Below are 19068 nucleotides of genomic sequence, written 5' to 3'. Positions count from 1 at the left end.
TTTTAAATGAATTACTAATGTTTCTGTTTGTTGAGGCTTTTTTGAATAACCTGACTAGCCTTATTCATTTACCGTGCCATTAACAAATAGATAGCTATTTTTCATATTTTATAAAGGTTTAATCCGTTGTAATTCAGTGCTATATTTTTTTGAATTTTGATAGATAAAATCTCATTTATTGAAAAAGCCATTTCGTAGGAATTGCTCTAAATCCTACATTAATGTATCAAATTATACTTAAAAGGTAGGAAAGGTAACGTCGAATGGGATGAAGATTGATGGTATCGTAATGCTGTTTTTTGATGAGAGGTATTTTTTAAAATTAATCCATGAGAATCTATGAAAGTCTCTTTATTGCAGTAACGCTTCCCATATCGGGGAATGTCTCCTGCAAACTTGCGACAAGGTTTCCTAAGTATGTGAAAGATTGCTGCAAATGTGCAACTGGTTTCCCCATGTTGGGAAAGCTAGCTGCAGACTTGCGGCTCGGAAAAATGCGGATTATAGGGCTTTATAAAAAAGCATGTAAGTAAAACACAAACTCCGGTTTTGTCGATAAAAAAACCGAATATGTCGATGGAATTTCCGAAATAATCTATTTCACTTGTCAGATTTAATTTTTTATATACCTTTGTTTTTCATTAAACTAATATTAATTCAAAAAAATCAACCAATGAAAAAAACAATCTTATCAACAGTCCTATTTTTAATGATTTCAGCTGTTACTTATGCTGCAGGTTTTGACGGTACATGGCTAACAAAAGTAAAAACCCCAGATGGTAATGAGTTTGAACTGACTTATGTTTTCAAAACAGAAGGTGAAAAGGTAACAGGCTCTATGAAAATGCCAAATGGCGACTTACCTGTAACTAACGTAAAAGTGGATGGTAAAAATATAAGTTTTGAAATGGCTTTTGGTGACCAGGCAATGAAATATGCTGGTACATTAAAAGATGACGATACTATCATTCTGAAAATGATTGATTCTCCAATGGGTGACATGGAGATGACTTTGAAACGTCAAAAATAATCAAATAGCATTTATACTTAAAAAACCGACCTGATTAGAATATCAGGTCGGTTTTTTGTTTATATATCTTCGACTTATACGCTTTGAATTAATATGCTTGTTTAGGGTAGAAATCTTGCTTACCGGAGAATACATCGGCAGGTTTTCCCTGATTAATTACCGTTCCGTTTTTAATCAAGATGACTGATGATGCCAAATGAAAAACTTCTTGTAAGTCATGACTAACTAAACATGTAACGGTGTTAAGTAGCTCGTGAGCCTTGCGTATTTCGTGTTGCAGAGCAAGTCGCATATCAAAATCAAGTGCAGAGAGCGGTTCGTCAAGCAGCAGAACATTGGGTTTGGATGCCAAAGCACGAGCCAGTGCCACCCGTTGTTTCTGTCCTCCGGATAGCTTAGCCGGATGTTGATTTTTCAAAGCATCCAGATCAAAAAGCTCCATCAGCTTATTTACTTCATCTTTATCTTTTTCCTTTTGAGCGAAGCTGATATTTTTCTCAACAGTCATATTAGGAAAGAGTGCGTAGTCCTGAAACATGTAACCCACATTTCGCTGTTGTGGTGAAATGTTTATTTTTTTCTCAGAATCAAACCAAACAGTATCATTAAACACAATTCGACCCTTATCAGGTTTAGTCAATCCGGCCAGTATGCGCAGCAGGGTTGTTTTTCCTGCTCCTGAATGCCCGAACAAACACAGCAATTCGTTGTCTTGAATTTCCGCGGTTACTTCCAGATTCGTTTTGCCTTCGGAAGTGAGCATGGCTCGTTTTATATCGATTTTCAACATATCAAAAGAAGATTTTTTTCTTGCCATTAATGCTATAAATCAGCGTAAGAATGAGCAAAGAAATGATAAACAAAATAAACGAATACTGATTGGCAGCCTGGTAATTCATTGCTTGTACTTCGTCGTAAATAGCTATGGAAGCCACACGGGTTTCGCCGGGCATATTTCCACCAACCATTATCACCACACCAAATTCGCCTATACAATGAGCAAAAGTCATAGCTGCGGCTGTGATAATTGAAGGAATCATATTGGGAATCAATACCCTGATAAAAGTTGTAAATTCCGACTTACCCAAGGTATATGCAGTTTCTCTGAAACTTTTCGGAATACTTGTCAGTCCGTTTTGCAGCGGTTGTATCATAAATGGTAAACTGAAAAGTACACTGGCTATCAACACACCCTGGAAACTAAATGCCAATCTGGTATTGAAGTGTTGCTCCAAGAATCTCCCAAAGGCATTTTGCGGACTGTAAGCCACCAGCATATAAAATCCAAGTACAGTTGGTGGCAATACCAGTGGCATGCTTATCAAAGCTTCAAAAACCGGTTTTAGTGGAAATCGTTTATAAGCCAGCAGGTATGCAACCGGAAACCCGATTATAAAAAGTATTATGGTAGTCCAGCCGGCTAATTTGCCTGTTAGTAAAAGTGTGTTTATAAAGTCTTGATCCATATTTCAATTTTAGTTTCACAGACTTAACCAAAGCCGAGAGCTTTGGTTAAGATTTTATTGTTCTGTTTTCTACTATTTACCGGAGGCTAATCCGTATCCCCATTTTTCCCAAATAGCTTTAGAATTTGGTGATAATACAAACTTTTTAAATTTAGCTGCTTCGGTATTTAGTACCTGTGTTTTTATTAAGATACATGCTTGTTCAATAGGTTGATACATGGATTGTGGTACAATGTAGTAGTCACCTTTTCCGGCCATGTCAGGAGCTAAAGCCAACGACAGAGCCACGAATCCAATTTCTGCATTTCCTGTAAAAGCAAATTGCGCTGTTTGTGATATATTTTCTCCTAACACGATTTTAGATTTCAAACTCTCGTAAAGTTTCTGAGATTTGAGTAATTGTACTGCCCTTTCTCCGTATGGAGCTGTTTCAGGATTGGCAATTGCAATTTTCTTGATAGCAGAACTTTTTAAAACGTCCAGACCTTGTTTGCTAACGTCGAGAGTCGTACTATAGATTGCGAGCTTTCCAAAAGCATAAGTTGACATTGGTTCTGTAGTTAATCCCTTTTCTTTTAATTTTAAAGGAAATTCATTGTCGGCGGCCATAAAGAAATCGAACGATGCGCCATTCTGAATCTGTTGTACCAGTGTGCCTGAAGCCCCAAATGTGAGATTTACCTTTGCTTTCGGGTTTTGTTTTAAATATGCCGTTTTGATTTCTTCCAATACATACCGTAAATTGGCTGCTGCAGCTACGTTTACTTTCTGAGCCGATACTGTTATTGTAGCGAGCAATATCGCTAATGAGATAATTATTCGTTTCATAATGTGTATTTTAAGCCCTTAAATCCCCCAAAGGGGGACTTGAAGGCAGGATTTGTATATTCTTTTTATAGATAAATCTATTGTTCTTGAGCTCTTAAAGTCCCCCTTTGGGGGATTTAGGGGGCTATCTATAGGAACTTTGGTTTAATTGTGAACATTATGTACGCCCATTGTGGAGTTCTCACAGCCGGAATGGTGGCGGAAGTTGTAATGCTCTTTGCTGCAAGTGTATTATTGTTGCTAAAATATGTACACCACCCACCTTGAATATTTGTCCATGAATTTAGCTTGTAATTGACAATTATATCCAACTCGGAACCTAAATCTTTGCCAAATGCTATTCCTTTAGAATTTTTTCCCGAGAACTCGGAATTAAAGAGGTGAAATGTTCCGTCTATGCTTAATGCCTTGTTGATTTTACCCGTTACTCCTGCATAATAATCCAACAATCCCTGATTTAGCGGTGTTTTCCAATACTCCATTGCACCATTAAAACTGTGATCGGTACCATACAATTTTTTAAAATTTGACTGAGTTCCATCGGTTGTATTGTCTCCGGATAGATAATCGGTTCCTACATTGGCGACGATAATATTCGAGAACTTATAATCAACTTTAATGGCTAATAATTTACCCGCCAAAGTAGATTTAGTTGCACTCTTACCCGACTGAAAATAAGCTGTGGCAAATACACCAATCGGTGAATTTTCGTCAGAGTATTTTAAATTACCTCCGTAAGTGTATGCATGATTCATCTTGGTTTTCATATAGTTTACTCCTGCTTTTGTTCCTGTTGTGTCCTGCACACCTTCATCAACGCCTATCAAGCTCAAATTTAATCCTTTGACTAAATCTTTTGTCAACCAGATATATCCCATGTAACGATAGTTTGATTTTGGGGTATAATATGTTTCTGATGAGATTATATTGTTATTATTATACGCGACTCCAATATGTCCCTGAAAGTCATTTACACAATACTTAAATAATGCCATGTCATGCGAAGTCCCGGTATTACTCCAGGCCGAAGCTGAAAATAATCTGTTATCATCATATTTAATTGCCTGCCTTCCTATTTTGAACGATCCGCCGGGCATTAGGAGCATTTCTGCCCATGCTTCAAATATACCTACTGTTGCATCACTCGAAGCATTAGGATTTTGTCCGAAAGTTCTTGAATCTTGCAGTGTAATCTGAGTGTTCAGTAATCCACTGGTAAAAGTCATTCCTAATCGGGTTCGTTGGATGGCCGATACGCCTGGATCGGTTGTTTCGGGTAACGGTTTGCTTAACCCATCCCGATATTCTACTCTGGGACGTATTTCTCCATCAATGACTACGTTCTGGGCAGTTGTAAATTGCGGAATTGCAATTGCAGCAAGTAATATAGCTTTAATAATTTCTTTTTTCATACTAATTTAGTTTTATACGATATTCAATTTTGAACACGTAAATGAATAACTAGAGAAATTTCGTTATAATACTAAAAGAATAACGAGTTTCAAAAAAAACGATATTCCATTGCGGGTATATCGATAGTTAAAAAAAACAGGTGTCAAAATCAGCCTTGTTATTGGCCAAGAATTCCTTCAAAGCAATTTCCTTAGCTTCAAATGTCCTGATTAGTTTCAGTCCATAGTTGCTAACAACGCAGCCTCCTCCATCTCGTCCTCCTTTTTGTCTTATGACTACTGGTAGTGGCGATAATCGGTTCACCTTGTCTAGTAGATGCCAAGCGTGTTGATAGGACATTTTTAGATTTTTGGCAGCTGCATGAATTGATCCGTCCAGAATAACTTGCTTCATTAGTCGGATTTGTAAATTGCTGAGAAAAATTTCACCTTCGCGATAAAATGAAAGCTCTGCAGCCATATTAAATGACGGATTCTTCATTGCCTTACTGTTTTTTTATAATTTTCTTTTCATTGATCAGGTGCACTCTGAACATTGAAAATTCAGATACTCATTTTCAATTTGCATGCCAATAACGTAAATATAATCTAATCAGCAATTTGTGTTTTGTAAGCTTAAAAAATAAACTTCAAAAATTACGTGAATGCAGTGTTTTTATAATAATCCTACATAATGGTAAGAATTTAGGTCGCTATTTTTAATACATTTTTGCTGTACGTTTTTAATATTGCTATTCTGTAATTCATTACTCTGTTCGATTATATAAACCTACTCGTAAAGTAATCTATATATTCTCCAAAGTGTTATTGTCTTTTTGAGCTTTAATTGAGCTTTTATCGTGTAAAAATAATACATAAATATCTAATTTGAACGCAAAATGGAAATAAAGTGCTGTTTTTAGTATAAATGTGCTTAAATATAAATGAATTTACTGTATATTTGAACTCGAATTATACTTTTGTAAATATTGAAATTAGAAAACATGAAATTAAGTACAAGAAACCAACTGAAAGGGCAGGTAACTTCTATAACCGAAGGAGCAATAAATGCTGAAGTTATACTTACTTTACCTGGTAGGACTGAAATTGTATCAGTGGTAACAAATGGTGCAATAAAAAGTCTGGATTTGAAAAAAGGAGATACAGCTTATGCGCTTATAAAATCATCGAGCGTAATAATTGGAATCGATGTGAAAAAAATAAGCGCTCGCAATGTATTGACAGGCAAGATATCCTCAATTATTGAAGGGTCTGTTAATGATGAAGTTTCAATAGATTTGGGAAGTGGCTTCACTATTACTGCGGTAATTACTAAATCATCTGTTGCTTCACTAGAGTTAGCTTTGGGTGTGGAAGCGAGTGCAATAGTTAAGGCATCCTCTGTTATTCTTGCGGTAGATTAATATCCACATAAATATATTACGGTGAAACCGCTATAAATAAGCGACTTCACCGTAATATAAGTTTGGCTTTTAAATGCTAAAGCCAGTCAGATAAATATTGCTAATAATATAAAGGAGTAACTGAAGATATTACCTGTTTTGTAGTTTCTGTCTTAATAATTCAGGAATTTCATTTGGTTCTTTCGCCACTGGTACTCCTGCTTTATTAAAAGCTGCAATTTTTTCAGCTGCTGTTCCGGATCCGCTTGAAATAATAGCTCCGGCATGTCCCATCCTTTTTCCGGGAGGAGCTGTTTGGCCGGCTATAAATGCCACAACAGGTTTTGTCATTTTATCGGCTATAAACTGAGCTGCTTGTTCTTCTGCATCTCCACCAATTTCGCCGATAACTACTACTGCTATTGTTTCAGGATCATTTTCAAATCGTTCCAATAGATCAATAAAATATAATCCGGCAACAGGGTCTCCACCAATTCCTACGCAAGTTGTTTGACCAAAATCGTTTTCAGTCAGTAGATTTACAACTTCATAAGTCAAAGTTCCACTTCGTGATATAAATCCGATATTCCCTTTTTTGAAGATGTTGGCAGGTAAAATGCCGACCAGAGATTCACCCGGAGTAATTAATCCCGGGCAATTGGGCCCAATTAGAAGTGTTCCGTTCTGCTTTAGAATGGGAGTTATCCGAATCATGTCTTGTATTGGTAGACCTTCGCTGATGGCGATCACAAGTTCAATTCCGGCCTCAGAAGCCTCGAGAATGGCATCGGCCGCAAATGCAGCAGGTACAAATATTATCGAAGTATTTGCTCCCGTAGCTTCAACTGCACTGGCAACAGAATTAAAAACTGGTACACCATCAAGAACCACCCCTTCTTTTCCCGGAGAAACTCCTGCCACTACATTTGTTCCGTATTCTCTCATTTTTCCGGTATGAAATTTACCATCTCTACCGGTTATTCCCTGAACTAATAATTTTGTGTTTTTATTGACTAATATGCTCATGTCTATATTATTTATGTGGTGTAAAAATAAGGTTGTTGCTAAGTTCTATTGCTAGCTGAGCAGCTTCGCTCATTGAACTTACTGTAGGAAGATTGGTTTGTTTTAGTAACTCAAGTCCTTCTGCTGCATTCGTTCCTGAGAGTCGTACTACAATCGGTATATCTGTTGATATCACCTCCATAGCCTTTATAAGCCCTTTCGCTACATCGTCGCATCGTGTTATTCCACCAAAAATATTGATCATTACGGCTTTTACATGTTTGTCGTTTAGCAGAATGTTCATGGCGTCAATCACTTTTTGCGGACTTGAACTACCGCCAATATCCAGAAAATTAGCTGGTTCTCCACCATACAATTTAATCATATCCATAGTAGCCATTGCCAATCCAGCTCCATTGACCATGCAACCTATATTTCCATCCAAGCGGATATAAGATAATCCTTTGCTATGAGCATCAATTTCCACTAATTCATCTTCATCGGGTTCTCGCATTGCCAAAATCTCAGGCTGACGGAAAAGTGCATTATCATCAAAATTCATTTTTCCATCTATGGCAAGTACCTCGTTGTCTGGAGTAAGCACCAATGGATTTATTTCAGCAATAGTTGCATCTGTTTCTACGTACAATTTATATAGCTTCTTGAAAATAGAAGCAGCCTTTTGGGCAGTTTTGATTTCTCCAAAAAGCTGTAACGCTATATCCCTTGCCTGGTAGTCAAGTAATCCAGTAAGAGGATTAATATGAAATTTAATAATCTTCTCAGGGTTTTCTTTTGCAACTTCTTCAATTTCAACTCCTCCTTCTGAGCTTGCCATTAAAGTTACCGTCTTGCTATTCCTGTCGTTAATTAGTCCGACATAAAATTCTTTAGAGATGTCTACTGCATCGGCTACCAAAACCTTTTCAACTTTATATCCCTTTATATCCATTCCCAAAATCTGTTTTGCTGCAGAAACAGCATCCTCTACATTTCTGGCAAGCTTAACTCCACCTGCTTTACCTCTTCCACCTACTAAAACCTGAGCTTTAACTACTACCATTCGGTTTAAATCCTTAGCGGCTTTTTCTACTTCGCTTACAGTATAACATAATACATCTTCCGGAACTGGTATTCCGTATTTCCTGAACAATTGTCTGGCTTGATATTCGTGAATTTTCATGAGGCAATTTAGTTGTTTTTCTGTTCTTATAAATTTTAATTCATTAAACACCTAACGTTTTAGACGTAAAACTTGTTTTTAAGCTCAATAAATTAATTCGAATTTAACCTATTTTAATCCAGAAAGAATTAGTTGGAAAGTTAAAACTGATATGTTTCACAACTTTTTGTAGACTTTTGCTATTATATATTTAAATTGTATTTTTTTATTCAAAATAATTGTAGTGCGATGGAATGAAAACTTGCAGAGTCAATTGTTGTTTTAACTGACAGATATACAATGATATTTGTATTGTAGTACGAGCCTGAATTTTATTGTTTATTTGCCCGGTCTTTTGTTGTGAATTGTAGTATTTACTATTACGATAAAAGTTTAAATATCGTGTTTTACGCCAATTGCTTCTAGCTAGAGAATACTTTATTGATTTGTCTTAAATCAATTCCTAATGATGCTTTTATAATAAGAATACTGAGCTGAATCAGTATTTTGAAATAAATTACAAACTGTTAAATTAATTACACATGAAAAAAAAGAGTTTATTATTGGTTGGTTTATTATCAATGGTTTTGTTTGCCGGTGCTCAGACAGATAACAATAAAGTTGCTATCGGTCTTTACTTTGGAAAGAACGAATACAAAGGAGATTTAGGTAATGGTATTTTCAACTTTAACAAAGCTTTTTATGGTTTTGGAGGGGTGTCATTTGCTACTTATATTTCACCTTCATTTGATTTAAGTCTTCAGGGTAACTATGGGAATTACGGGTACTTCCCTACTTCAAACACCTTGACCAACATGTTAGGTTCTAAGTATGAAGGAACTTTATCTTTACATTACAAATTCAATAATGGGTACTTGTTAAGTAAAGAACTCAAGCTATCTCCATTTGTAGAAGTAGGTGTGGGCTTTGCTTCTTACTCAAAGAATGGGCAAAGTGTTACCGACAGAATTAATACCGGAGGTTCGGACGTTATTGTTCCTCTGGGAGTTGGTTTAAAATACCAATTTAATGACGCTTTTGCTTTACAATATAAGTTCGTGTATAATCTAACTAATAAAGATGACCGTGATTTTGTAGTATCAGGTAGTAAAGATAAATTTGCTGAACATTCAATCGGTTTGATTTTCTCATTTGGTTCTCCTAAAGATGCAGACGGCGATGGCGTTTCTGACAAATTAGATAAATGTCCAAATACTCCTAAAGGTGTAGAGGTTGATGCTTTTGGTTGCCCAATTGATACAGATGGCGATGGCGTGGCAGATTATCTTGATAAATGTCCAAACACACCAGCCGGTGCAGCTGTTGATGCTAATGGTTGTCCACTTGACAGTGATGGTGATGGTGTTCCGGATTACCTTGACAAATGTCCGAATACCCCTAAAGGTATAAAGGTAGATGCAGCGGGTTGTCCACTTGACAGTGATGGTGATGGTGTTCCGGATTCTCTTGACAAATGTCCAAATACTCCTAAGGGTGTGAAGGTAAATGCTTCAGGTTGTCCTTTAGATAGTGACGGCGATGGTGTTCCAGATAATATTGATAAGTGCCCTGATACTCCTAAGGGAGTAAAAGTAGATACGAGTGGTTGTCCGATTGATACTGATGGCGATGGAGTTCCGGATTATTTAGATAAATGTCCAACAGTTCCGGGTATAGCTGCAAATAAAGGTTGTCCAGAAGTAAAGGCTGAAACTAAGAAAATATTTGCTCAGGCTTTGCAGGGAATTCAATTTGAATCAGGTAAAGATGTTATCAAGAAATCTTCTTTCGCTATCCTGAATAAGGTAGTAAAAGTAATGAATGATAATCCATCTTATAACCTTGAAATCAATGGTCATACAGATAATCAGGGTGCTGCTGCAATGAATCTAACATTGTCGCAAAAACGTGCCGATGCCGTTAAAGCATACTTGACTAAGAATGGAGTTGATGCAGGTAAATTAGCGGCTAAAGGTTTTGGACAAACCGTGCCTGTTGCTGATAATGCAACTGCTGCCGGAAGAGCTAAAAACCGTAGAGTAGAGTTCAAAGTAAATTTCTAAGACGTAGACAAATTTCTGAATTTAATATTAAAAGTCCTCGGCAATCTATATGAATGTCGGGGATTTTTTTTGCGTACAATTGAGATTTATAAATCAAAAGAAATTTTGGAAATTGAGTTATTGCAATTAGTATCTTTTTCAAGATTAGGGCACGTGAGTAAATGATGTATGTCTTTGTTGGCGGTCAATCTGACGATAGCTTTATTGTCAAATCCACATATAAGTTCACCTTGCGCGTTTATCAGAGGACGACGAATAAGTATTGGATCCTTTACCATGTGTTGCAAAGCTGTTGCTTCATTTATTTTTTCAGGAATGATTTCTCCATTTTTAATTCTTGGGGATGCCGGATTAAACCAATCTACAATTGAAAGACTCCCAAAATATTTTCTGAGTGTTTCAGGAGTCCATGATTGTGTAAGTATTGAATGAGCTATTACTGTATGACCACTTTCTTCCAGTAGCTTTTTTTGTTTTGTATTGTTGATACAGCCTGGTTTTTCGTAAAAATGTATAATCATATCTTTTGAATTTTAGCGTTAGAATAAATAATCAGATTATTGTATTTCTTTTTTGCATTCAATGAGTTTTTTATTTAGTTCATCCCAGGCCTTACATGCCAAGTATGTGGCTTCGGCATATTCAGGAATTTCCATGTAATCGGCAGGCAAACGATCTTCTATTAAATCATGTAAAGCACCTGCTTTTTGCGATAGAATAAAGCGTGCTTTTGTTACGGCTTTTTCTATTTCTTTTATTTCTTCTGTTGTCATACCATTGTTTTTTATAGACATAATACTAAAGATAATCAAATGTCGTGCCGTGGGCGTAATTGTCAGTTTATAAGCAATTTGTGTATTGTAAAGAAATAAATTTTATACATTTATGTAGTACGCGGTTTGGCGTTGATACAAAAACGTATAGCAGAATCAAGGTTAACGAATTGTTCAATGTGTCAACGATTTGTCAAAACATTTAAATTTTGCTACATTTGTCTCATTAAAAAAACTTGTAGGTAAAACTATATGAATTTATTTTCGACATCGGGTAATTTAAAGGAGAAAAAGCGAGTTCTTGTTTCTACACGTTTGCTACGCGAAGGTTTCTCACAGTTAGAAGAACATTTTGAAGTTGCATTTCCGGAAAATGAAGTTTTCTCCAGAAATGAAATACTTCAACTGCTACCTTCATTTGATGCATTTGTTCCTACATTTCAATTTAAAGTAGATAAAGATATTATAGATGCAGGTCAGGATCGGCTGAAGATTATAGCTAATTTTGGCGTAGGGTATAATAACATTGATATTGACTATGCATGTCGTAAAAATATTCTTGTAACGAATACTCCTGATCCTGTAATTGAGCCAACTGCCGAGCAAGCATTCGCGTTAATGCTGGCTGCAGCTCGCAGAGTTGCCGAATGCGATAGAAAATTAAGGCTTAAGGATGGTTTAAAGTGGGGAGTTTTGGAAAATTTAGGTCAGACTCTCTATGGCAAAACAATTGGAATAGTGGGGATGGGTCGGATAGGGCAGTCATTAGCCAGACGAGCTCTAGCCAATGGAATGAAAATTGTTTATTATAACAGAACAAAGCTTCCATTGGACATTGAAAATCTTTATCAGGCTGAGTGGATGGAGCTGGATAATTTATTGTCAGCAAGTGATGTGGTATCATTGCATGTGCCGCTGACTAATGAAACTTTTCATCTGATAGATAGTAAAAAACTGGCGCGAATGAAGACAACAGCTATTCTAATTAATACGGCCAGAGGTCCGGTAGTAAATGAATTGGACTTGGTTAAGGTACTGAAAGATAGACGAATTTATGCAGCAGCACTGGACGTGTATGAATTTGAACCTATTATTAATCAGGAACTTTTGCAAATGGATAACGTGGTTTTGGCTCCCCACAACGGAACTGCCACTATTGAAGCAAGAAATGATATGGCAAGGCTTGTTTCACAAAATATAATTCGTTACTTTGCAGGGCGTACAGACATAAATAGAGTCAATTAATGATCTGCCACTAAACTTTTATGCTTTACGTCAGTCAAATATGAGAAAAGGAAAAATTGCTATAGTCCTCACAACTAAAAAAAAGTATGAATCCAACTGAAGAGGAATTACTACTTCAACTAAGTCAGCCGAAAAGCAGAAGCAGTGCATTTTCAATTGTTGTTCGTACCTATCAGGAGCGGCTTTATTGGCACATCCGGAAAATGGTACTTTCTCACGATGATGCGAATGATGTTTTGCAGAATACATTTATGAAGGCTTGGAATGGTATTGAAGGGTTTAGGGGTGATTCTCAGTTTTCTACTTGGCTTTATAGAATAGCAACAAATGAAACATTGACATTTTTGACCAATAAAAGGATGAGGAGTCAGAATTCGGTGGATAATGTAGAAGAATCCTTACTTCAGAATTTGCAGGCTGATAATTATTTTAGCGGTACCGATATTCAAATGAAATTACAAAAGGCAATACTGACACTGCCTGAAAAACAGAGGTTGGTATTTAACATGAAGTACTTTGATGATATAAAGTATGAAGAGATGGAAACGATACTCGGAACCAGCGTAGGAGCCTTGAAAGCTTCGTATCATTATGCTGTAAAAAAAATTGAGAAATATTTATTGGAAGAAGAATAATAACTGAAACTGCACTTAATTAGGCGAAAAATGGTATTTAAATTGTTATATGTTTGTCATAATTATATAATAAATTAAACCTAATCAAACGCAGATAGTCAAAGTATTAGTATGAAAAAGAATGAGAATATATTATTAGAAAACATTGGGAACGAATTACCGTTTAGTGTTCCCGAAAATTATTTTGATCAATTTGCTCTTCAAATGGAAGAACAAATCGGATATAAACACACGCATAACCACAAGATATTTAGAATATGGATGTCTGTTGCTGCTGTGTTTGTTGGCGTACTGATTGTCGGACAGGTTTTTTATTCAACGCATCAACGAAATCTGGCTAAAAATGCGGAAAACTATGAGTCCTATGTGTTATCGCAGGTAGATGAATCTTCGTTATTGGATTATTATGTGGAGCCAAACACAAAATAAATACTTGCAAAAGGTAATAAAATCAAGATTAAAGATATGAAAATGATGAAATTTAAAATATTGGGAGCACTTTTATTGTTAAGTGGTTTCCTGTATGCAACCGATGCCGGTAATCCGTCAATGATTGACCAAATGCATTTGCGGAAGTGGAATATTTTAGTCTCTCAAGCCCAATTAAGTCCAAAAGAAGTTGAACTTGTTCAGCCGGTATTTATGGAGTATGAAAATGCAGTTTGGACGTTGCATCAAAAGAATCGTGAGTTTTTCAAATCGGCTTTTCAAAATAAATCGAAAGGGAAACCAAATTTTGCAGAACTTAATGACAGATATGCTGACTTTGATTTTCAAGATGCCCAGCTTTTTAGAAATTACCATTATAAATTACGTAAGCTATTGCCTCCGGAAACTCTTTTCAAATATTATCTTGCCGAAAAAGAGTTTAAGCGTAAATTATTACGTGATTTTCAGGATCGTGGACCACGTGAAGCTCCAAAACCGTAATTTTATTTAAGCTTTTTGGGCAAATTCAAACAAAAAGCTTTGGGTGGAACTAAAAAAATACTATCTTTGCACACCGAAAAACAAGGTACCTTGGCCGAGTGGCTAGGCACCGGTCTGCAAAACCGTATACGGCGGTTCGAATCCGCCAGGTACCTCTTTTAAACGCTTCTAAGTGCTTTGTAAAAAGCTATTTAGAAGCGTTTTTTATTTTGCATTATTGTTTGTGAAATGGTTGATTCGTATGAATTGACTTTGTATGCGCGATTTTCCTATTAATTTGTAACAAACTGCTTCAGTTTTCCGTCAAATTGTGTAAATTTGTGCCTCCTAAAGAATAACAAACCTCAAATAGAATACCATGACAATCCGCCAACTTTCCGTTTTCCTCGAAAACAAAACAGGCCATTTAAACCAGATTTTATCCGTTCTGGCTCAAAACGATATTAATATTATTGCACTGACAGTTGCTGACTCAAGTGATTATGGCATTTTGCGTGCAATAGTCTCAGATCCTGAAAAAGCACTTCAAGCATTGCGGGCCGAGCAATTTACGGTTCGTGTTCATGACATCTTTTCGCTCGAAATGGATGCCGCTCCTGGTTCTATGTCTAAAATTCTTGACCTTTTCACCGCTGCTGATATTTGCATCGAATATGTGTATGCTTTTAGTTTTGGAAGCAAATCTATTCTTATGGTACGTACCGATAAATGCGATGAAGCTGTAAAGGTTATAGAGCAGAATAAACTTAAATCTATTTCAGAAGCTGATCTAAAATAGAATTGAAGAAAAAACCAAGACAATAGAATACCATAAATATCACAACCGAAGGGGAAAATATCATTTATTAATATGATTTGGAATAAAGAAATAGAGTGCATGGGTCGACAGGAAATGCGGGCTTTGCAAAGTGAGCGATTGATAAAGTTAGTACACCACGTATATAATAATGTGGTTTTTTATCGTAAAAGAATGGATGAAAAAGGCGTGAAGCCATCCGATATTCAATCTATCGACGATATAGTAAAATTGCCTTTTACGTACAAGACCGATTTGCGCGATAATTATCCGTTTGGTTTATTTGCTGTGCCAATGAAAGACATTGTACGCGTTCATGCATCGAGTGGTACTACAGGAAAACCAACAACTGTGGGTTATACAAAGAATGATATTGAAAATTGGCGCGAAGTGGTGGCTCGTTGTTTGACAATGTCCGGAATAGGTGCAGATGATATAATGCAGATTTCGTATGGATACGGCTTGTTTACCGGTGGATTAGGTGTTCATTACGGTGCGGAAACTACGGGTTGCTCGGTAGTTCCTATTTCGGGTGGAAACACACGCCGTCAGTTGCAGCTTATGTCTGATTTTGGGTCGACAGTATTGGCTTGTACGCCTTCGTATGCCCTTCATTTGGCCGATGCATTGGCTGAAAATGGTTATTCATTGGCCGATATGAAATTGAAAGTTGGTGTTTTTGGTGCAGAACCGTGGACTGAGAATATGCGGTTGGAACTGGAAAAGAAATGGGGAATTCAGGCTCATGATATTTACGGACTAAGTGAAGTTATGGGACCGGGTGTGGCTAATGATTGTACATTCCATACCGGATTGCACATTCACGAGGATCATTTCTTTCCTGAAATTGTACATCCTGACACCAAAGAGCCGCTTGCCGACGGCCAGGAAGGAGAACTGGTATTTACAACATTGACCAAAGAAGGTATTCCGTTGCTTCGTTATAACACCCGCGATCTTTCCACGTTAAGCCGCGAAACTTGTGAGTGCGGCCGTACGTCGGTGCGTATGAAGAAAATTACCGGACGAAGCGACGATATGCTCATTATTCGTGGAGTGAATTTATTTCCCTCGCAGATTGAACATGTTTTGCTGGAACTTGGTGAAACAAGTGCGCATTACATGCTTTACGTGGACAGAGAAAATAATCTGGATACGTTGGAACTGAAAGTGGAACTGGACGAAACGAAACTTACCGATACTATCCGCGATTTACAGAACTTGTCGCGCAAGATATCTCATGCGCTTAACAGTGCCATTGGTTTAAGTGTGAAAGTCACTTTGGTGGAACCAAGAACGATTACCCGTAGCGAAGGAAAAGCGGTAAGAGTGGTGGATAACAGGAAGAAGTAGTTTGTATTCTGCGTTATTGATTGACATAAACTCACTTTGGTCGTGATATTAGCTTCGCGATATTAATCGTATTCAATAATTCCGAAGTTCCGAAGTTTTGGAAAGTCAGCTTTAAAATTTAAAAAATGATTATACAAAAAGAACTTGTAGATGCTCTTTTTGCTCAGTTTGGCGAGTCGGATATAACCCGATTGTCCATTCGGGAAGTGGGAAAACTGGTAGCACAGATAGAGAAAGAGAGCGGACAAGAATTTATTCATATGGAAATGGGTGTGCCCGGCTTACCGGCTTCACCTGTGGCTATTGCGGCTGAAAAAGAGGCTCTGGATAATGGGCTAGCTGCTCAATACCCAAATATAGAAGGTATTCCGTTTGCTAAAACAGAGATAGCTCGTTTTGCCAATCTGTTTATAAATCTGGAAGTTTCTCCTCTGAATTGTGTGCCCACAGTAGGAGGGATGCAGGGTAGTTTTGCAGCTTTACTGGCAGCTGCCCGTACGAATCCCGATAAACCATACACCTTGTTTATTGATCCGGGTTTTCCGGTGCAAAAATCGCAATTACACTTGATGGGATTGCCGTTTAAGTCATTTGATATCTTGAATTTCAGGGGTGATAAACTCCATGACAAACTGGAATCGTTTCTGAAAGAAGGTAATGTTTGCTCTATTTGTTATTCATCGCCGAATAATCCGTCGTGGTTTTGCTTCTCGGAAAGCGAATTGAAAACAATCGGCGAACTAGCTACAAAATACGATGTGATAGTGATAGAAGACCTGGCATATTTTGCCATGGATTTTCGTCAGCATTACGGAACACCTGCTGTAGCTCCTTTCCAACCAACTGTGGCACATTATACCGATAATTATATTTTGCTACTTTCTGCATCCAAAATATTCAGTTACGCAGGTCAGCGCATTGGTATGATGATTACTTCCGAAAAGCTTCGCACCCGTCGTTATCCGAATTTAAAGAATTATTTTACCAGTGATGTGCTTGGGCATTTTATACCTTATGGTGTGCTTTATGCCACAACAGCCGGAACTTCGCACTCGGCGCAATATGCATTGGCAGCTACACTCAAAGTGGTAAATGACGGTGAAATAGATTTTGTAAAAGTGCTTCATGCCTATGGCGAAAAGGCCAGGTTGATGAAAGCTTTATTTCTGAAATACGGTTTCTATATTGTTTACAACGACGAAGACCGGGAATTGGCTGATGGTTTTTATTTCACCATTGCGTATCCTAATCTGACAAGCGGTGAGTTGATGAAAGAATTTTTGTATTACGGTATAAGTGCTATTTCGTTGGCTATAACCGGTAGTGAAAACCTAAACGGATTGCGTGCCTGCGTATCGTTTGTGCGGTTGGATCAGATGGAGGTGTTGGAAGAACGCTTAAAAGCATTTGCCGAAGCTCAACAATAATACGGTTACGTATGGAACTAAATCCCGAAGTTTATAAGTTACCCGCTCGTACTCAATTACGTGCTATTGATGAAAATCATATTGGCATTGTGAAACTAATCAAAAGCCGTATTATACAAAAAGATGCTGTCAGGATCGTTGAGATGTCAACCCAAATTAAAGATGTGCATCCGGATTTAAAGGTTTCTTTAATCTGCACTTCTAATATCTGCTCTAAATCGTTGGCTTTATTGCAGCGTGAAGGTATTTCTGTTATTATAAAGTAATTTATGCGAACTATTATTTCTTCCGAAATACAAGAAGCGATCAATAATACTTATTGTACCATTCGGCAAAAGGTGACTGATATAGATGTTCTGACTGTACTTCATATCGGTGGCGAATATAGCTTTATAGCTCATGGTACGGATACGGTGAAGCCTGAAAAACTGTGGGTGTTTGATATCGGTGCGGATAAAACAGCCCGCGATTTCTTTAAACACTTTCCCCCAACTCCCGCGGAAATTGAAAACGCCATTCAGGTGGTGGAAGATGAAGTGATGCCTCTGCACCGGTTACTTATGGCTACCTCCGATTTATATACGTTGGATGAAAGCATACAAGATATAGCCAGGCTAACAGTTTTTTCTGAGGTACAACAAGGACTAACGCTTGCCCGCACGGATGTGGAGCAGGTGTTTAACCGCTTGGCAGCTATTATCTCAGGTCGTCCGGCTAGTCAGGATGTTTTACCAACTACCAACTCATTTGCCGCTACTCTCCTTATACTACGCGAAGTTATGCATCATTTGGGTTTTATGAATATTACTGTTTTGGAGAATGCTGAAAGCTAGTTCTGCTTGTTTTTCCGTAAATTTGCACACGAAAAAAACAGATTATGTCCAAAATAAAAATACAACTTACGGGTGTGGCAGCCGAACTGGTGCTTGGCAGCTATATGCCCAAAGATGCTACCATTTTCAATAATTGGGAGGAGTTCTTCCACTACAACGATTTAATTCATGTGTCGCAATTGCTGATAGAGCATATCTCGGAAATTGAGATTAAGCAGGATGATGCGGTGATTTTTACCGGAAAAATACCGAATGCTCACATTGTTGCCCAAAAGAGCACTTCGCCCGTTTTGGTGAACAAGGCTTTGTATCTTCGCACCGAATGTGCCGAGCAAGCAGTTTACAGCTGTGAGTTTGAAACCGATGGGTTTGATAAAACAAAACTGTGTTTCGAAACGCAGGACTACGATATGTTATTCAAAGTGGGTAAATCATTCCTGGCAAAGGTTACTTATGATGGAAAGCCTTTGCCACTTGAATGGGTGAGTGCTAAGCCGGTGGGAAATATCTGCGTGCTTTGTCGGTTTGAAAATGGATACCTTAATCCACTGTATGATGCAATAAATAAAATAGCGCGCCAATAATATCCGGCTATGATTGCTTGCGATTTTTTTATATCTAAGAGCATTTTGATGAAATGCCGTCACTCCATTTATCAAGCAAATAGCAATATAAATTATCTATCAATTTATAAATCGATACGTTAAACTATTTTCATTCAGCCGTTG

Annotated in this window: 22 protein-coding genes and 1 tRNA gene; 14 read left to right on the top strand and 9 right to left on the bottom strand. The window is 37.4% G+C overall.

Annotated features, from left to right (window positions below):
* The first annotated feature begins 673 nt into the window (after positions 1–673).
* A complete protein-coding gene (locus PALPR_RS07120) occupies positions 674–1030 on the top strand; it encodes a hypothetical protein (RefSeq protein ID WP_013444937.1) in 357 nt (118 codons plus the stop codon).
* 88 nt (positions 1031–1118) lie between these two features.
* On the opposite strand, the gene PALPR_RS07115 is transcribed toward PALPR_RS07120, so the two are convergent.
* The 5 genes from PALPR_RS07115 to PALPR_RS07095 all read right to left on the bottom strand — a co-directional run bounded on the left by PALPR_RS07115 (position 1119) and on the right by PALPR_RS07095 (position 5217).
* A complete protein-coding gene (locus PALPR_RS07115) occupies positions 1119–1820 on the bottom strand; it encodes a sulfate/molybdate ABC transporter ATP-binding protein (RefSeq protein WP_013444936.1) in 702 nt (233 codons plus the stop codon).
* Between the two features lies 1 nt (position 1821).
* Positions 1822–2496: a molybdate ABC transporter permease subunit gene (gene modB, locus PALPR_RS07110; protein ID WP_013444935.1), complete on the bottom strand. Its 675-nt coding sequence runs from the start codon at positions 2494–2496 to the stop codon at positions 1822–1824.
* Between the two features lie 72 nt (positions 2497–2568).
* Entirely contained in the window at positions 2569–3324 is a 756-nt protein-coding gene (gene modA, locus PALPR_RS07105) for a molybdate ABC transporter substrate-binding protein (protein ID WP_013444934.1), read from the bottom strand.
* A gap of 128 nt (positions 3325–3452) precedes the next feature.
* Entirely contained in the window at positions 3453–4736 is a 1284-nt protein-coding gene (locus PALPR_RS07100) for an alginate export family protein (protein ID WP_013444933.1), read from the bottom strand.
* 127 nt (positions 4737–4863) lie between these two features.
* A complete protein-coding gene (locus PALPR_RS07095; protein WP_013444932.1) occupies positions 4864–5217 on the bottom strand; it encodes a winged helix-turn-helix domain-containing protein in 354 nt (117 codons plus the stop codon).
* A 502-nt stretch (positions 5218–5719) separates the two neighbouring features.
* Between PALPR_RS07095 and PALPR_RS16060 the strand changes: the two genes are divergently transcribed.
* On the top strand, positions 5720–6139 hold the full coding sequence (locus PALPR_RS16060) for a TOBE domain-containing protein (protein WP_013444931.1): 420 nt from the start codon (positions 5720–5722) through the stop codon (positions 6137–6139).
* Positions 6140–6268: 129 nt separating this feature from the next.
* Here the strand turns inward: PALPR_RS16060 and sucD are convergent, their stop codons facing one another.
* Together sucD and sucC are read right to left on the bottom strand one after the other, a co-directional pair.
* A complete protein-coding gene (gene sucD / locus PALPR_RS07085; protein ID WP_013444930.1) occupies positions 6269–7144 on the bottom strand; it encodes a succinate--CoA ligase subunit alpha in 876 nt (291 codons plus the stop codon).
* A gap of 7 nt (positions 7145–7151) precedes the next feature.
* The gene (gene sucC, locus PALPR_RS07080) at positions 7152–8306 is read right to left on the bottom strand and encodes an ADP-forming succinate--CoA ligase subunit beta (protein ID WP_013444929.1); all 1155 of its coding nucleotides are present in this window, start codon (positions 8304–8306) and stop codon (positions 7152–7154) included.
* Between the two features lie 521 nt (positions 8307–8827).
* Here sucC and PALPR_RS16095 point away from each other — a divergent pair.
* Positions 8828–10348, top strand: a complete 1521-nt coding sequence (locus tag PALPR_RS16095) for an OmpA family protein (protein WP_013444928.1) — start codon at positions 8828–8830, stop codon at positions 10346–10348.
* A gap of 86 nt (positions 10349–10434) precedes the next feature.
* Here the strand turns inward: PALPR_RS16095 and PALPR_RS07070 are convergent, their stop codons facing one another.
* On the bottom strand, positions 10435–10869 hold the full coding sequence (locus PALPR_RS07070) for an ArsC/Spx/MgsR family protein (protein WP_013444927.1): 435 nt from the start codon (positions 10867–10869) through the stop codon (positions 10435–10437).
* A gap of 36 nt (positions 10870–10905) precedes the next feature.
* Positions 10906–11121: a CCE_0567 family metalloprotein gene (locus PALPR_RS07065; RefSeq protein WP_013444926.1), complete on the bottom strand. Its 216-nt coding sequence runs from the start codon at positions 11119–11121 to the stop codon at positions 10906–10908.
* Positions 11122–11373: 252 nt separating this feature from the next.
* Here PALPR_RS07065 and PALPR_RS07060 point away from each other — a divergent pair, with 252 nt between their 5' ends.
* The 11 genes from PALPR_RS07060 (at position 11374) to PALPR_RS07010 (ending at position 18924) form a co-directional block, all read left to right on the top strand.
* Positions 11374–12366, top strand: a complete 993-nt coding sequence (locus PALPR_RS07060; protein WP_013444925.1) for an NAD(P)-dependent oxidoreductase — start codon at positions 11374–11376, stop codon at positions 12364–12366.
* A gap of 86 nt (positions 12367–12452) precedes the next feature.
* Positions 12453–13001, top strand: a complete 549-nt coding sequence (locus tag PALPR_RS07055) for an RNA polymerase sigma factor (RefSeq protein WP_013444924.1) — start codon at positions 12453–12455, stop codon at positions 12999–13001.
* Positions 13002–13112: 111 nt separating this feature from the next.
* Positions 13113–13430, top strand: a complete 318-nt coding sequence (locus PALPR_RS07050) for a hypothetical protein (protein WP_013444923.1) — start codon at positions 13113–13115, stop codon at positions 13428–13430.
* A gap of 42 nt (positions 13431–13472) precedes the next feature.
* Positions 13473–13931: a hypothetical protein gene (locus PALPR_RS07045; RefSeq protein WP_148226438.1), complete on the top strand. Its 459-nt coding sequence runs from the start codon at positions 13473–13475 to the stop codon at positions 13929–13931.
* Between the two features lie 84 nt (positions 13932–14015).
* A tRNA-Cys gene (locus PALPR_RS07040) sits at positions 14016–14086 on the top strand.
* Between the two features lie 203 nt (positions 14087–14289).
* A complete protein-coding gene (locus PALPR_RS07035; protein ID WP_013444921.1) occupies positions 14290–14709 on the top strand; it encodes an ACT domain-containing protein in 420 nt (139 codons plus the stop codon).
* Positions 14710–14781: 72 nt separating this feature from the next.
* A complete protein-coding gene (locus PALPR_RS07030; protein WP_013444920.1) occupies positions 14782–16080 on the top strand; it encodes a phenylacetate--CoA ligase family protein in 1299 nt (432 codons plus the stop codon).
* Positions 16081–16205: 125 nt separating this feature from the next.
* Positions 16206–17507 (top strand): aminotransferase class I/II-fold pyridoxal phosphate-dependent enzyme, encoded by a 1302-nt coding sequence (locus PALPR_RS07025; RefSeq protein WP_013444919.1) that lies wholly within the window; start codon positions 16206–16208, stop codon positions 17505–17507.
* Between the two features lie 11 nt (positions 17508–17518).
* Positions 17519–17773, top strand: a complete 255-nt coding sequence (locus PALPR_RS07020) for a hypothetical protein (RefSeq protein WP_013444918.1) — start codon at positions 17519–17521, stop codon at positions 17771–17773.
* A gap of 3 nt (positions 17774–17776) precedes the next feature.
* Positions 17777–18340 carry a hypothetical protein gene (locus tag PALPR_RS07015; RefSeq protein ID WP_013444917.1) on the top strand — a complete coding sequence of 188 codons (564 nt, stop codon included), beginning with the start codon at positions 17777–17779 and terminating at the stop codon, positions 18338–18340.
* Between the two features lie 44 nt (positions 18341–18384).
* Positions 18385–18924 carry a hypothetical protein gene (locus PALPR_RS07010; protein WP_013444916.1) on the top strand — a complete coding sequence of 180 codons (540 nt, stop codon included), beginning with the start codon at positions 18385–18387 and terminating at the stop codon, positions 18922–18924.
* Positions 18925–19068 lie beyond the last annotated feature (144 nt).

The sequence above is a fragment of the Paludibacter propionicigenes WB4 genome (assembly GCF_000183135.1).
In the GTDB taxonomy this organism is placed as follows: domain Bacteria; phylum Bacteroidota; class Bacteroidia; order Bacteroidales; family Paludibacteraceae; genus Paludibacter; species Paludibacter propionicigenes.
This window is presented reverse-complemented; position numbering and strand designations above follow the sequence as displayed.

What these genes read in the sequence shown, in the direction of transcription:
- PALPR_RS07120 (WP_013444937.1), top strand. Translation starts at nt 674, where the DNA reads ATGAAAAAAACAATCTTATCAACAGTCCTATTTTTAATGATTTCAGCT.
- PALPR_RS07115 (WP_013444936.1), bottom strand. Translation starts at nt 1,820, where the DNA reads ATGTTGAAAATCGATATAAAACGAGCCATGCTCACTTCCGAAGGCAAA.
- modB (WP_013444935.1), bottom strand. Translation starts at nt 2,496, where the DNA reads ATGGATCAAGACTTTATAAACACACTTTTACTAACAGGCAAATTAGCC.
- modA (WP_013444934.1), bottom strand. Translation starts at nt 3,324, where the DNA reads ATGAAACGAATAATTATCTCATTAGCGATATTGCTCGCTACAATAACA.
- PALPR_RS07100 (WP_013444933.1), bottom strand. Translation starts at nt 4,736, where the DNA reads ATGAAAAAAGAAATTATTAAAGCTATATTACTTGCTGCAATTGCAATT.
- PALPR_RS07095 (WP_013444932.1), bottom strand. Translation starts at nt 5,217, where the DNA reads ATGAAGAATCCGTCATTTAATATGGCTGCAGAGCTTTCATTTTATCGC.
- PALPR_RS16060 (WP_013444931.1), top strand. Translation starts at nt 5,720, where the DNA reads ATGAAATTAAGTACAAGAAACCAACTGAAAGGGCAGGTAACTTCTATA.
- sucD (WP_013444930.1), bottom strand. Translation starts at nt 7,144, where the DNA reads ATGAGCATATTAGTCAATAAAAACACAAAATTATTAGTTCAGGGAATA.
- sucC (WP_013444929.1), bottom strand. Translation starts at nt 8,306, where the DNA reads ATGAAAATTCACGAATATCAAGCCAGACAATTGTTCAGGAAATACGGA.
- PALPR_RS16095 (WP_013444928.1), top strand. Translation starts at nt 8,828, where the DNA reads ATGAAAAAAAAGAGTTTATTATTGGTTGGTTTATTATCAATGGTTTTG.
- PALPR_RS07070 (WP_013444927.1), bottom strand. Translation starts at nt 10,869, where the DNA reads ATGATTATACATTTTTACGAAAAACCAGGCTGTATCAACAATACAAAA.
- PALPR_RS07065 (WP_013444926.1), bottom strand. Translation starts at nt 11,121, where the DNA reads ATGACAACAGAAGAAATAAAAGAAATAGAAAAAGCCGTAACAAAAGCA.
- PALPR_RS07060 (WP_013444925.1), top strand. Translation starts at nt 11,374, where the DNA reads ATGAATTTATTTTCGACATCGGGTAATTTAAAGGAGAAAAAGCGAGTT.
- PALPR_RS07055 (WP_013444924.1), top strand. Translation starts at nt 12,453, where the DNA reads ATGAATCCAACTGAAGAGGAATTACTACTTCAACTAAGTCAGCCGAAA.
- PALPR_RS07050 (WP_013444923.1), top strand. Translation starts at nt 13,113, where the DNA reads ATGAAAAAGAATGAGAATATATTATTAGAAAACATTGGGAACGAATTA.
- PALPR_RS07045 (WP_148226438.1), top strand. Translation starts at nt 13,473, where the DNA reads ATGATGAAATTTAAAATATTGGGAGCACTTTTATTGTTAAGTGGTTTC.
- PALPR_RS07035 (WP_013444921.1), top strand. Translation starts at nt 14,290, where the DNA reads ATGACAATCCGCCAACTTTCCGTTTTCCTCGAAAACAAAACAGGCCAT.
- PALPR_RS07030 (WP_013444920.1), top strand. Translation starts at nt 14,782, where the DNA reads ATGATTTGGAATAAAGAAATAGAGTGCATGGGTCGACAGGAAATGCGG.
- PALPR_RS07025 (WP_013444919.1), top strand. Translation starts at nt 16,206, where the DNA reads ATGATTATACAAAAAGAACTTGTAGATGCTCTTTTTGCTCAGTTTGGC.
- PALPR_RS07020 (WP_013444918.1), top strand. Translation starts at nt 17,519, where the DNA reads ATGGAACTAAATCCCGAAGTTTATAAGTTACCCGCTCGTACTCAATTA.
- PALPR_RS07015 (WP_013444917.1), top strand. Translation starts at nt 17,777, where the DNA reads ATGCGAACTATTATTTCTTCCGAAATACAAGAAGCGATCAATAATACT.
- PALPR_RS07010 (WP_013444916.1), top strand. Translation starts at nt 18,385, where the DNA reads ATGTCCAAAATAAAAATACAACTTACGGGTGTGGCAGCCGAACTGGTG.